This window comes from Coriobacteriia bacterium (assembly GCA_030652115.1).
Lineage (GTDB): Bacteria > Actinomycetota > Coriobacteriia > Anaerosomatales > Anaerosomataceae > UBA6100.
The window spans coordinates 191,181-204,235 of record JAUSBK010000008.1 but is presented as its reverse complement, the minus strand read 5'-3'; the positions used below and the strand labels follow the sequence as shown (position 1 = coordinate 204,235).

Annotated in this window: 11 protein-coding genes; all 11 read right to left on the bottom strand. The window is 64.8% G+C overall.

Annotation, left to right across the window (positions count from 1 at the left end):
* On the bottom strand, positions 1-1,239 hold a 1,239-nt coding region (locus tag Q7W51_07315), incomplete at its 3' end, for a hypothetical protein (protein ID MDO8848178.1).
* A 162-nt stretch (positions 1,240-1,401) separates the two neighbouring features.
* The gene (locus tag Q7W51_07310) at positions 1,402-2,580 is read right to left on the bottom strand and encodes a S41 family peptidase (GenBank protein ID MDO8848177.1); all 1,179 of its coding nucleotides are present in this window, start codon (positions 2,578-2,580) and stop codon (positions 1,402-1,404) included.
* Between the two features lie 3 nt (positions 2,581-2,583).
* Positions 2,584-3,501, bottom strand: a complete 918-nt coding sequence (ftsX, locus tag Q7W51_07305; GenBank protein ID MDO8848176.1) for a permease-like cell division protein FtsX — start codon at positions 3,499-3,501, stop codon at positions 2,584-2,586.
* A complete protein-coding gene (ftsE, locus tag Q7W51_07300; GenBank protein MDO8848175.1) occupies positions 3,491-4,180 on the bottom strand; it encodes a cell division ATP-binding protein FtsE in 690 nt (229 codons plus the stop codon). The genes ftsX and ftsE overlap by 11 nt, the downstream gene beginning before the upstream one ends.
* Before the next feature lie 166 nt (positions 4,181-4,346).
* Positions 4,347-5,288, bottom strand: a complete 942-nt coding sequence (locus tag Q7W51_07295) for a transketolase C-terminal domain-containing protein (GenBank protein MDO8848174.1) — start codon at positions 5,286-5,288, stop codon at positions 4,347-4,349.
* A complete protein-coding gene (locus Q7W51_07290) occupies positions 5,289-6,194 on the bottom strand; it encodes a transketolase (GenBank protein ID MDO8848173.1) in 906 nt (301 codons plus the stop codon).
* Complete coding sequence (locus tag Q7W51_07285) at positions 6,191-7,111, bottom strand: YitT family protein (protein ID MDO8848172.1); 921 nt, start codon at positions 7,109-7,111, stop codon at positions 6,191-6,193. Before Q7W51_07285 ends, Q7W51_07290 begins: the two co-directional genes overlap by 4 nt.
* A gap of 23 nt (positions 7,112-7,134) precedes the next feature.
* Positions 7,135-8,256: a peptide chain release factor 2 gene (gene prfB, locus Q7W51_07280; GenBank protein MDO8848171.1), complete on the bottom strand. Its 1,122-nt coding sequence runs from the start codon at positions 8,254-8,256 to the stop codon at positions 7,135-7,137.
* A 64-nt stretch (positions 8,257-8,320) separates the two neighbouring features.
* A complete protein-coding gene (locus Q7W51_07275) occupies positions 8,321-9,349 on the bottom strand; it encodes a hypothetical protein (protein ID MDO8848170.1) in 1,029 nt (342 codons plus the stop codon).
* Between the two features lie 134 nt (positions 9,350-9,483).
* Positions 9,484-11,403: a DUF1565 domain-containing protein gene (locus Q7W51_07270; GenBank protein ID MDO8848169.1), complete on the bottom strand. Its 1,920-nt coding sequence runs from the start codon at positions 11,401-11,403 to the stop codon at positions 9,484-9,486.
* A 132-nt stretch (positions 11,404-11,535) separates the two neighbouring features.
* Positions 11,536-13,032 (bottom strand): hypothetical protein, encoded by a 1,497-nt coding sequence (locus tag Q7W51_07265; protein ID MDO8848168.1) that lies wholly within the window; start codon positions 13,030-13,032, stop codon positions 11,536-11,538.
* Positions 13,033-13,055 lie beyond the last annotated feature (23 nt).

Sequence of the window (13,055 nt, the reverse complement as noted above, 5' to 3'; positions counted from 1 at the left end):
GCCGTTGGCGACGCCGGTCACGAGCTCGGCGGTGAGTGTGTCGCCGTCGGAATCCGTGTCGTTGGCGAGTACGCCGGGCGCTGCCACGCTCAGCGGCTTTCCGACCGTGGTGCCGTAGGCGTCGCTCACAGCGCTCGGCGGTAGGGAGTCGACAAACATCGCGTAGAGGTCGGAACTACTGTCGTCGCCGTCACCCTCGCGGTGGTCGTGCCAGGCGACGATACCGTCAGCCGTGGTCGTGCGGCCACCTCTGTCGTAGTAGTCGACGCCGTCCCTCAACAGACGCTCGCCGTTGACCGCGTCCCAGCAGTAGACCGCAGCGTAACCCGAGGTGGTGCGGTAGTCGTGCCAGCTCACCAGGCCGTCGTTGATAACCGGATGCTCCCGGCCGCTATCGTTGGCATCCACTGCGGAGATCTGCGCCACGGCGTCGGTGGCGAGGTCGTAGAGCATGATGGCGTCACCGGTCTCCGGCAGACCGTCCGATTCCCAATCCCAGGACCCGTACTTGTTGTACGTGAGCATGCCTGCGTCCGTCGACGGGCCGTCGTAATCCCAGTAGACATTGTCGCCGGTATCGATGTCGTGCGCGACAACCACGGTGTCGACCACGGCGTCAGCCTCGACCTTGTAGGCTTCGATGTCATACCCGCCATCTCGAGACGCCTTGCAGACCACCCAGCCGTCGCCGACCTCCGGGCCGTAGCGGTAGTCGCCGTCGTCCGGACTCACCTGCCACATCCCAGCTTCAGGGTCGGCGTCGGCGAGATCGACGGAGTAGATGCCGCCATCGAGATCAAAGCGGAAGACGACCGTGGTGCCGTCGATTGCCGGATTGCCGTAGCAGTCGCCGTCCACTTCGCCGTCAGCGATCTTGATTCGCTGTTCGGTGGTGAGGTTGTACGCCCAGATGGATGAGGCACCGGACAGCTCCTGGTGCCAGACGACCCAGTCGCCCGAGATGCTCGGGTTGGTCGCATCGTCTTCCTCGGTGGGATCACTGATCTGGCGCTCTTCGCCCGTCACGAAGTTGTACGCGTAGATGGTGCATGGACAGACCCGTCCGTCTTTCCAGACGATCCATGGATAGTCGATGTCCGGTAGAATCTGACCTTCATGGCCTACAGCGACCGGAAACGCCTCCCCGACCGTGTAGGTCGGCCCTGCCGCTGCGCTCATGGGAACCAACCCCAGTATCAGCACACCAGCAACCAGCAGAGCCAATGTACGCTTACGCATACACCCCCCTCTCCTGCGCGACCCCCCGTAGAACGCGCCTCAGTATGGACTTGAGAAAGACTGTATACCGCGGATGGCCGAATTCGCACGCCTGATGGGAATGTCCCGACAGGCGGCGTGCCGAGATGACGAACGGTTGAGCATGGCCGTCGAGTGGCGCTCCTAGAGCTGCTTCTGGAGTTCCTCCACGGCCCGCTGGAGCTGCGTGTCGGTGGCCTTGTCGGCCTGCAGCTCGGGCTCCATCTCGACCTCAACGTCGGGCGTGAGACCGATCTTGTCGATCACCCGATTCTTCGGCGTGACGTAGTGAGCGATGGTGAGCTTGATGGCACCGCCGAACGACAGTTCCTCGATCTGCTGGACGCTTCCCTTACCGAAGCTCCGCTCGCCTACGAGCTTCGCGCGACCGTGGTCCTGCAGCGCCCCGCCGACGATCTCGCTCGCCGAGGCCGAATTGCCGTTGATGAGCACCACGAGCGGCGCGTCGGTGGCGACGCTCCCGCTGGCCCGATGCTCTTCGATGGTGCCCTCGCGATCCTCAACCCGCACGATGACGCCGTCTTCGATGAACAGCGACGCGACGTCGACCGAGGAGGTGAGAAGCCCGCCCGGATTGTCACGCAGGTCGAGAACGTAGCCCTTGGCGCCCTGATCGGCCAGCGTGGCGATCGCATCGCGCAGGTCGTCGTCCGCGACCTCGGTGAAGCTGTAGAGGCGGATGTAGCCCACATTGTCCTCGAGCAGCTCGGTCTCGATGTTGGGCACCTCGATCTTGGCGCGCGTGATCGTGAAGTCTCTTAGCTCCTCGGCCCCGTTGCGGCGGATGCCGAGGGTCACGTGCGTGCCGGCCTCGCCGCGGATGCGCAGCACGGCCTCATCGGTGTCCCAGCGCTTGGACGTCTCTCCGTCGATCTCGACGATGACATCGTCGGCAAGCAGCCCGGCCGCCTCTGCGGGAGTGCCCTCGATCACCGACTGGATGACCAGGTCGTCGCCTTCGTTGGCGATCGTGACGCCGATGCCGTAGAACGTGCCGTCGGTCTGCTCGTTGAAGTACTCGTAGTGCTTCGCATCGAAGTACGCCGCGTGCGAGTCCTCGAGCGACTCGAGCATCCCGCCGATCGCGCCGGCGGTCATCGACGCCTCGCTCGAGGGTGCCAGCGCATCGCGCTCGATGATGCCCGCGACCTCGTTCACCGCGTCCTCGAGGTCGGCCGAATCGGTCGACGCCACCGGGCCACTGCCGATGGCCCGCTCGAACCAGACGCCCACGCCGAAGGCGCTGACGGCGATGATGAGCACGGCCACGAGAGCGGCCGCGATCTTGAGCAGTGTCTTCATGGGTCAGACCTTCAGGTAACGCCGCATCGCAAGACCGGAACCGATGAGGCCGATGACGATGCCGGAGATGACGAGGATCAGCGAGACCTGCGTCGCGGCCGCGCCAGAGAGCGTGAGGGGGAGGAACGAGAGCGACTCCTTGAGCTTCGGCAGAACGTACAGCCAGACGAAGCTCAGCGAACCGATGGCAAGCAGCGCGCCGATAAGGCTCTGGATGACACCCTCCATCAGGAACGGTGTCCGGATGAACCAGTTCGACGCGCCCACGAGACGCATGATGCCGATCTCCTTGCGGCGTGCGTAGATCGCGAGGCGGATGGCGTTGTTGATGAAGATGAGGCTGATCACGCCCAGGAGAGCCACGAACACGATGCTCACGTAGCGCAGCATGCGAGTGAACGTGAAGAGCTGGTTGACGATCTGCTGGCCGTACTTGAGCGACTTCTCCGGATCGTCCGGACGGTCGGCCACCGCGGTGAAGTTCGGGCTCGCCTTGATGGCATCGACGACGACCATGACGTTGCGGGGATCCTTGAGGTCCACGTCGAGCGACGCCGGCAGCGGATTGCCCTCGAGCTGCTCCACGATCTCAGGGCTGTCCTGAACCATCGTGGTCTTGAAATCCTCGAGCGCCTGCTCCTTCGACGTGTAGGTAACCGTCGAGACCTCGGCGTTGCCGATGATCTCCTGCTGCAGCGCGTCCACCGTGGCCGGATCCGCGCCGTCCTTCAAGTAGATGCGGACGGAGACCTTCTCCTCCACCGACTGGACCACCTGGGTGAGCAGGAATCCCGAACCGACGGACACGCCAACCAGCAGCAGCGAGAGGTAGATCGTGATGATGGCGCCAAGACTCATCACCCAGTTGCGCTTGAAACTGGTGAATGACTCCTTGGCGAAGTAGCCGAAGTTAATCGCCATAGCCGTAGACACCTCGGTCCTGGTCACGGACGACTTTGCCATTCTCGAGCGCGATGACGCGCTTGCGCATGGAGTCGACCATCTCGCGGTCGTGCGTGGCCACCAGCACGGTGGTGCCGGTCTTGTTGATGCGGTTGAGCAGGCTCATGATCCCGAGCGACGTTGCCGGGTCGAGGTTGCCGGTGGGCTCGTCGGCCAGCAGTAGCGGCGGGCGGTTCACGAACGCACGCGCGATCGAGACGCGCTGCTGCTCGCCACCGGAGAGCTCGTCGGGGTAACTCTCCAGCTTGTCCTCAAGACCCACGAGCCGCAACACCTCGGGCACCTGCGTGCGCACGACGTGCTTGCTGCGACCGATGACCTCGAGTGCGAACGCGATGTTCTCGTAGGTGGTCTTGTTCGGCAGGAGTTTGAAGTCCTGGAACACGCAGCCGATGTTGCGGCGCAGGTACGGAACCTTCCAGCCCTTCATCTTGGTGAGGTCCTGACCGGCCACGACGATCTGGCCGCGCGTGGGCAAGAGCTCACGCAGCAGGAGGCGGATGAAGGTGGACTTGCCGGAGCCGGACGGCCCGACGAGGAACACGAACTCTCCCTGTTCGATCTCGACGGTACAGTCGTCGAGCGCGGGGGGTTTGTTCGGAACGTAGATCTTGCTGACGTTCCGCATTGAGATCATAGGGGTGCTCCATATCCATGCGACGATTCCCGCGATAGTCTAGCAGAACGCGCCCGTTCGGACGCCCGCTGACCCCGTCCGTCACCAAATCCACACGTCTTCCGAATTCGCCGCGCACGCACGGGCCGCATCTGGAGAAGCACGCGACGTGCCGTTTCGGGGCGGCCTACTTCCGACGCGAGAGCAACTCCCTCGCAGCTGCTGCGATGTCGGCGCCCGTGAGGCCGAAGTGCGCCATCAGCTCGGCCGGCTCGCCGGAGGTCCCGAAGACGTCCCTCACGCCCACACGCACCAGCGGCACGGGCGCGAGCTCGCCGAGCGCCTCGGCGACAGCAGAACCCAGTCCGCCGATGATCGAATGCTCCTCGCAGGTCACGACCGCACCGGTCTTACGCGCCGAGGCAGCGATGGCTTCGGCTGGCAGCGGCTTGATCGTGGCGATGTCGAGCACCTCGGCATGGATGCCTTCGAGTTCGAGTTCCTCGGCAGCCGCGAGCGCCTGCTCGACCATCACGCCGCATGCGGCGAGCGTGACATGCACGCCCTCGCGGAGTACGCGCGCCGCACCTAGCTCGAAACGGTACTCCTCGTCGTAGATGACCGGTACGGCGGCCCTGCCCAGGCGGATGTAGAACGGGCCCGGCGTGGCCGCGGCGAGACGGATGGCGGCCTTGGCCGCCACGTAATCGGCCGGGACGAGCACACGCATGTCCGGGAGCACGCGCATGAGCGCGATGTCCTCGAGCATCTGGTGGCTGCCGCCGTCGGGACCGACGGTGATTCCCGCGTGCGTGGGCGCGAGCTTCACGTTGAGCCCGCCGTAACACACGGTGTTGCGCACTTGATCGTACGCGCGGCCGGTGGCGAAGACCGCGAAGCTGCCGGTGAACGGGATCTTGCCCTCGACCGCCAGCCCGGCGGCTGTGCCGATCATGTTCTGCTCGGCGATGCCCACATTGAAGAAGCGGTCCGGGTGGGCCTTGGCGAGCTTGGCGGTAGTGGTGGAGCCGGAAAGGTCCGCATCCACCGCGACCACATCCACGCCTTCGGCCACAAGCTCGACGAGGGTCTCGCCGAGCGCTTCGCGCGTTGCGCGCTTCTCGCTCACTTACGACCCCCCTTCGGACGGCGACTCGTCGGTCAGGAGCGACCCGACGGCGGCCTCGAGCGCCCCTGCCGCCTGTCCCCGCACCGCGCCGAGTTCCTCGAGCGCGGTGGCGGTCTGCTCGGCGTTGGGTGACTTGCCGTGCCAGCCGGCATCGCCCTCCATGAACGACACGCCCTTCCCCTTCACCGTGTACGCCACGATGGCGACCGGCACGCCTTCGGTCATCGGCGGCTCGGAGAGCGCCTCAAGCAGCGCCTCGACGTCGTGTCCGTCGCACTCGCGGACCTCCCAGCCGAAGGCGTGGAGCTTCTCGGCCACCTCGCCGAGGCACATCACGTCGGTGCATGCGCCGTCGATCTGCAGCCCGTTGTGGTCCACGACGGCCACCACGTGGTCGAGACCGTGGTGCGGCGCGAACATCGCGGCCTCCCACACCTCGCCTTCCTGCAGCTCGCCGTCGCCGAGGAGGCAAAACACGCGCGCCGGGTTGCCATCCATCCGGAGCGCGAGCGCCATGCCGTTTGCGATCGCCAGCCCCTGTCCGAGCGAGCCGGTGGAGACCTCGATGCCGGTGCACTTGCGTGCGTCAGGGTGCCCCTGCAGCATGCTGCCGAGCTTGCGGAGCGTCTTCAGGTGGTCGCGGCCGAAGTAGCCGGCGCCGGCGAGGGCGGCGTAGAGCACCGGCGCGGCGTGACCCTTGGAGAGCACGAAGCGGTCGCGCTCGGGCCAGTCGGGCGAGGCAGGGTTGTGACGCATGACGCCCCAGTACAGGGTGGCCACGATATCGGCCGCCGAGAGCGACCCGCCCGGGTGGCCGCTGCCGGCCTCGGCGATCATCTCGATGATGTCGTAGCGCATCTGCGCCGCGTGCGCCGCGATGGACGCCACCAGTGCCGCATGCGTCATAGCCCCGCCCCTATCTCTTTGAATCCTTCGCCGAGTGCCTCGTGCACGTTGGCGATCACCACGAACGCCTTTGGATCCACAGCATGAACGAGCGCCTTGAGCGCGTCGATCTCGCGCCGTGAGACCACGGTGAAGACCATCTCGCGCGGGTCGGAGGAGTAGAGTCCGCGCGCCATGATGCCGGTCGCGCCCCTGCCGAGCTGATGCATGACTGCGTCGGCCACTCGGCCGGGCTCGTCGCAAATGATGAAGGCCGCCTTCTCGACCGACAGGCCCTCCTGCACCACATCGATCACGGCGCCCATGATGAACACGGCGACCGCGCCGTAGAGCGCCAGGTCCGGGCCGAGGACGAGCGCCGCCACCAAGGTCACCACGGCATCGGCAAGCAGCATGAGCTGCCCGACGCCGAGGTTGACCTTCTCCACCAGCAGCTGCGCCACGATGTCGGTGCCGCCGGTGTTGCCACGCGCCTTGAAGACGAGTCCCATGCCCACGCCAGTGACTGCACCGCCATAGAGCACCGCGAGCAACTGGTCGTGCGCAGCCAGATGTGGCACGAACGGAGCGAGCAGGTCCACCGCAAGCGACAGCAGCACCATGCCGTACACGGTCCGGGCGCCATAGCGCCAGCCCTTGGCGCGGATGCCGATGACGAGCAGGATGCCGTTCATGACGAGCATTTGCAGTCCGATGGGCACCGTCACGCCGAACCTGTCCTGGAACAGGTAGTAGAAGACCGTGGCCAGGCCCGACACGCCACCGGCGGCCAGCTTGTTGGGGATGAGGAACGCGTTGAGGCCCCATGCAACGATGAGGATGCCGAGGGTCATGAGTGCGTAGTCGCGCACGCGCCGGCTCTTGAGCACGGCAGACGGGTTCACCATCGCGAGTCCGCGCTTCGCTTCTTTCGCCACGTCCCCGCCTCCCTCGCGCGTCGTTAGGACCCTGCCAGCGCGCCCTGCTCCTCGGAGACCCTCCAGCGATGATAGCCGATGACGAACTCGTCCAGGTCACCATCGAGTACGCCGTTCACGTCGCCCGTCTCGACGCCCGTACGCACGTCCTTCACCATCTGGTACGGGTACAGCACGTAGTTGCGGATTTGGCTGCCGAAAGAGATCTCCTGGCGTTCGCCCTTGAGCGCATCGAGCTCGGCGAGGCGCTTGGCCTCCTCGAGCTCGTAGAGGCGCGAGCGCAGGATCTTCATCGCCGTTTCTTTGTTCTTGAGCTGGCTCTTCTCGTTCTGGCAGGTGACCACGAGACCGCTCGGCATGTGCGTTATGCGAACCGCCGAGTCGGTGGTGTTCACGCTCTGGCCACCGGGGCCGCTTGAACGGTACACATCGACGCGGATGTCCTCGTCGCGGATCTCGAGGACCACACTGTCGGGAAGCACGGGCAGGATCTCCACGCGCGCGAAGGTGGTCTGGCGGCGCTTCTTCTCGTCGGTGGGGCTGATGCGCACCAGGCGATGCACGCCGTTTTCCGAGGTGAGCATGCCGTACGCATTGCGGCCGTGGATGGTGAACACGGCACGGTCGATGCCGAGTTCCACACCGGCCGGCGCGTCGTGCACGTCGACCTTCCACTTCCGGTTGCCGGCGTACTTGACGAGCATCTTCATGAGCATCTCGGCCCAGTCCTGGGCCTCGAGGCCGCCCTGGCCGGGCAGGATGGTGACAAGCGCGTCGCCATGGTCGAACTCGCCGGTGAACCAGGTCGCGAGCTCGAGGTTGTTGGTGGCACGCGTGAGGTCCTTCAGACCTGCGACCGTCTCGGCGCCGAGTTCCTCGTCGGCCTCGGCCACCGCAAGCTCGTTGGCGACTTCGATCTCGTCGAGCGCGTCGACGAGCGACTCGTAACCCTCGATCTCGTCCCGGAGGCCGGAGGCTTGCGCCATCACCTGCTGCGCCTGCGATTGATCGTCCCAGAAGGCGGGCGCCGTGGTGCGCTCCTCGAGCGCGGCGAGCTCGGTGCGCTTTTCATCGAGATGCAGGTACTCGGCGATGTGCGCTACGCGCTCGCGTAGCACCTGGATGTCCGCGTTGCGATCTTCGATCACAGGAGGTTCCGTCCGTGTCCGGGAGCGCCGGGAAGGCGCCCCGGGCAGACGGATTGTAGCACTACAGCCCGATCCAGAACGCCGGGCCCTCGAGAGTGTAGATGTGCGGCCATGTGGCCAGTACGTGCGCCTTCTCGGTCTCGGAGGAGGTGTAGAAGTGACTGCCGTTGACCACGTTGAAGAAGCGGTAGACCGGGAGGCTGTTGGCAACCGGCGCGGGGTTCACTTTGTAGGTCGCCCCATCAAGACGGAACACGTTCGGCCAGGTGGCCAGGGCGTTTGCCGCCTCGGCGGCGTCCGCGGTGTAGAAGTGGCTGCCGGCCACCATGTTGTACAGGCGGGTGAGCTGCGTGGAGTTGTTCGCCGGGTACGTGTAGTAGGTCGGACCCTCGTCGGTGAAGATGTGCGGCCAGGTGGCGTTCACCATGTCGCGCTCCGCCGCCGAGTCGGTGTAGAAGTGCGTGCCGTTCGTGCGGTTGAAGAAGCGGTAGACGGGCACCGGCGCCGGCGGCGTCTGATACACGTAGAAAGGCGCGTCGTACGACGACACGGGCTGCCAGATACCTCCTTGAATGTACGCAAAGTTGCCCGGATGGGTCGGAGTAGTGTTGTCGATTCCGCACCACAAGCGGTCAGTCGCGCTTCCCGAGTACTGAAGAGCGATCATGTACTTCTCTCCCGCGGCCAGCAGGACCGTGTTGTCAAAATCAAAGGTGATCAGGTGATAGCCTCCCGCCGTGGGGATTGTTGTCACATCCACCGGCGAGGACGTGGCAAGAGGCGGCCCGGACGGCACGCCCGTAGTCCCAAACGTCTCCGAATGCGCGTACAGGAGGGCATAGGCGTTCCCTGATGATGCATCGGTCCCCGAGAGCGGGAACGCCGCGGAATCAAGGGTTCCGGCGATTGCGGTGAACGACTGCCCCAACTGCGGATAGTTAAAATCGCTGACGGCCATAACGGCACTGAGATTGGTCTCGGAGTAGCTGTCCGCGAGCACCACCGCCCCGAACGCGGACGATGCCCCCAGGGCAAAGATCAGCAGCGCTCCGAGTAGGACGACGAACGTGAGCCGACGCTGGGCGCTCATAGGATCTCTCCCTCGACACCGTGCGAGCGGCTCTCTGCCGTCCGCTGCCTGATGCTCAGTCTACTCCCATGAGCACTCTCACACGCAAGCGGGGCGCCTCCGAAGAGACGCCCCGCAGTTGCTCCGAACCGGTCCTACTGCCCGATCCAGAAAGCCGGGCCCTCGTCGGTGTATATGTGGGGCCAGTTGGTGTTCACGATGTACGCCTCTTCGGCGCTGGCGGTGTAGAAGTGACTGCCGTTTGTCTTGTTGTAGAAGCGGAACACGGCATAGCTGTAGAGCACGGGCGCCGGGTTCACCGCGTAGGTCTGGCCGTCAAGGGCGAAGATGTGCGGCCAGGTGGCGATGATGTGCGCAGCCTCCTCGGCAGAGGCCGTGTAGAAGTGGCTCCCACTTGCGCGGTTGTAGAAGCGGTAGAGGGGCTGCGTGTTGTTGAGCGGGTTGGTGTAGTAGGCGATGCCCTCGTAGCGGAAGACCTTCGGGTAGTTGACGATCACCGAGTTCGCCTCGTCGAGCGACGGCGTGAAGAAGTGCGTGTTGTTGGTGAAGTTGTAGAAGCGGTAGACAGGGTAGACGGTGGGCAGCGGTACGCCGGGCGCTTCGTAGCAGCCGATGTCGGCCCACGCCACACGATCGCCGTCACCATCTTGCGGAATCGACGTGCCGAAGAAGTCGTATGCAGCTCGGTCGAACCAGCTGCCGGCGTCGATGCACGGCGAGGTGTCGAGCAGCGCAGGCAGATTCGCGCTGTTGAGGAGCGGGTCGGCGTACACCATGCCGAGGCCGACCGTGCTCCCGGCCCCCGTCAGCGTCGTGCGGGCATCGGAGGAGCACGAGTACGCAAGGTTGTCCGCATGCGCCATCTCAACAGGCGTGTCGGTATTCCAGTAGATGCAGTTCGTCACGGTCAGCGTGGACACGGCGTCCGCCAGGGTGGCGTACGAACTCCCGAAGTTGCCCACGACCGTGTCGTTCAGCTCGGTGAGTGTCGAACTCGGGTCGACCGTCCAGACGGAGCCGCCAAAGGTAGAGGAGTTCTGCACGAGGTAGTTGCTCTTGGCGGAAACGATGGAATGTTCGAGATACGCGAAGCCGCTGAATGCACTGGCGGCGTTGCCCGAGCACTCGTTCGCTTCGACGTCCAAGGTGACCCAATAGAGGTACATCCCAGCACCGTGCACGGCGACGTTGTTGTAGATCGTGTTGCCGCGCAGCAGGTGCGCAGTGGATGTGCCACCCTGCCAGTAGATGGCCCCGCCGCTGCCGGTTGGTGCGGTGTTGCCCTGCAGAAGGTTGTGCTCGACGACCACGTAACCGCCACTGCCGGTGTACAGGTTGAGCGCGCCTCCCTGCGTTGCGGTGTTGTTGAAGAAGTCGTTCTCCGCTAGGTACAGATTTCCGTACGCGGTGGCCCTGATGGCTCCGCCGGAGCTGGCCGAGTTGTTGGTGAACGTGTTCTGGAAGACCGTGACGTCCGCGTTCATGCCCACAATCACGTTCAGCGCTCCACCGAGCGTACCACCATCGTTGCTCAAGAAGGTGCAGCCCGTGATCGTCGGTGCGGTGAGGGCGTCGGTCGGTGTAGACAGGTTCACGCCCACAGCCGCGATGCCGGGAATGCCGCCGTCCTGAATCGTGAAGCCTTCGAGGCTATCGCCGTCGTCCCACGCCAGAATGGAGAGAAGCTGCTGGCTTCCGTTGCCCTGGATCGTGGTGACGGTGGCCCCACCGGTGCTCTTGAGCGATTGTCCGTTCAAGCTGATCGGAAAGACCTCGTTGATCGCCCCGTTGTAGGTGCCCGGCTCGACCATGATCGTGTCGAGCGCATCAGATACCGATGCGGCGTACGTAATCGTCGCGAACGGCAATACCTCTGTCCCCGGGTTCGTGTTTAGGCCGTTGATCGCGTCCACCCAGTACGTTTCCGCGGTCAGCGGCTGGGCGCTCGCGACCGGTACCCCCACTGGCACCATCACCGCCATCAGCGCGGCGACCACAAGCAGACGCGACAGCCGAACGAGCCCATCGTGAGTCCTCAACCCGCTGCGAGCCATGGATGCCCCCTCGACACCGTGCGGGCGACCCCCTGCCGTCCGCTGCCTGATGCTCAGTCTACTCCCATGAGCGCTCTCACACGCAAGCGGGGCGCCTCCGAAGAGACGCCCCGCAGTTGCTCCGAACCGGTCCTACTGCCCGAGCCAGAAGGCCGGGCCCTCGAAGCGGTAGATGGTGGGCCAGGTGGCGATCACCATGTCGGCTTCTTCGGCGCTTGCGGTGTAGAAGTGGGAGCCATTCGTGAGGTTGAAGAACCGGTAGACCGGCACGCTGTTGGGGACCGGCGCCGGGTTCACCGCGTAGGTCTGGCCGTCGAGCGTGAAGATGTGCGGCCAGGTGGCGATGATGTGAGCCGCCTCCTCGGCCGAGGCGGTGTAGAAGTGGCTCGCGCTCACACGGTTGTAGAAGCGGTAGAGGGGCTGCGTGTTGTTGGCGGGGTTCGTGTAGTAGCAGATGCCCTCGTACCGGAACACCTTCGGATAGTTCACGATGACCGAGTTCGCCTCGTCGAGCGACGAGGTGAAGAAGTGCGTGTTGTTGGTGAAGTTGTAGAAGCGGTAGACGGGCGCTAGGGCCACGGGAGTGGGGGTCGCCGCGTAGATCTCGTAGTCCGAACCGTCGTAACAGCGCCAGGCGATGCGGTCGCCCGAGACATCAGGCTCGCTGTTCGCCTTGCCGGTGCTTGAGACCATCGTGGGAGCGGCGTCGCCGGCCTTCCACGTGGCGATCTCGTAGACGGACCCGCCGCCGGTCGCCCATACAACACGGTCGCCCGAGACCCGGCATTCGCGGTCTTCCACGTCGTTGTTGGTGATCTGCACGACGCCACCAGCGGGTGTCCAGGTGAAGACCTCGACATCCGTGGCGTCTTCGCCGAGCCAGACGACGCGGTCGCCCGAGACCTGTGGACCCCAGGCATGCGCATCATCGTTCGTGAGTTGCGTGGGAGCGGGGTCTCCTACTTTCCGTGTGAAGACCTGATAGTTGCCATCCCCATCCGGGGCATGCCAGACGACACGGTCTCCGGAGATCTCAGGGGCCTCGACGCTGTCCGCCGGAATACCGGAGAAAGCGATAGGGCTCAGGTCACCCGCAGTCCACAGCCATATCACGTTGCCCGTGGCCTCCGGCGCCATCCAGACCACGCGGTTGCCGGAGACCCGGACAGAGTCCGCATCGATCGGCTCGCTCGAGATCTGCGTGGGATCCGCGTCGCCGACCTTCCAGGTGAAGGCGTGATAGTCGGCACCCCCGGCCCACTGAGCCCAAGCCACGCGGTCGCCAGAGATGCGCGGCTTCCTGTCTTCGACGCTGTTGTCGGTGAGCGCCTTCGGAGCCGCCTCGCCGACCTTCCAGGTGTAGATCTCGTAGTCCGAGCCGTCGTCTCCAAACCAGACCACCCGGTCGCCGGAGATCTCAGGGCTGAAGTCCTCCACGGAGTTGCTGGTGAGCTGTGTGGGGCTCGCGTCACCGAACTTCCAGGTGAAGATCTCATTATCCGTGCCGTCGTAGCCCATCCACACCACGCGATCGCCAGAGACCTTCGGGGCGTCATCCTCCCGCGCATTGTCGGTGAGCTTCGTGGTGACCCACGTAGTCGCTGCCGCTACCGAACTGACAGGCGCCAAGCAGGCGACCGCCATGCATATGA

Bases quoted from the DNA above. Each gene is read 5' to 3' on its own strand.
- Q7W51_07310 (MDO8848177.1), bottom strand. From the start codon at position 2,580: ATGAAGACACTGCTCAAGATCGCGGCCGCTCTCGTGGCCGTGCTCATC.
- ftsX (MDO8848176.1), bottom strand. From the start codon at position 3,501: ATGGCGATTAACTTCGGCTACTTCGCCAAGGAGTCATTCACCAGTTTC.
- ftsE (MDO8848175.1), bottom strand. From the start codon at position 4,180: ATGATCTCAATGCGGAACGTCAGCAAGATCTACGTTCCGAACAAACCC.
- Q7W51_07290 (MDO8848173.1), bottom strand. From the start codon at position 6,194: ATGACGCATGCGGCACTGGTGGCGTCCATCGCGGCGCACGCGGCGCAG.
- Q7W51_07275 (MDO8848170.1), bottom strand. From the start codon at position 9,349: ATGAGCGCCCAGCGTCGGCTCACGTTCGTCGTCCTACTCGGAGCGCTG.
- Q7W51_07270 (MDO8848169.1), bottom strand. From the start codon at position 11,403: ATGGCTCGCAGCGGGTTGAGGACTCACGATGGGCTCGTTCGGCTGTCG.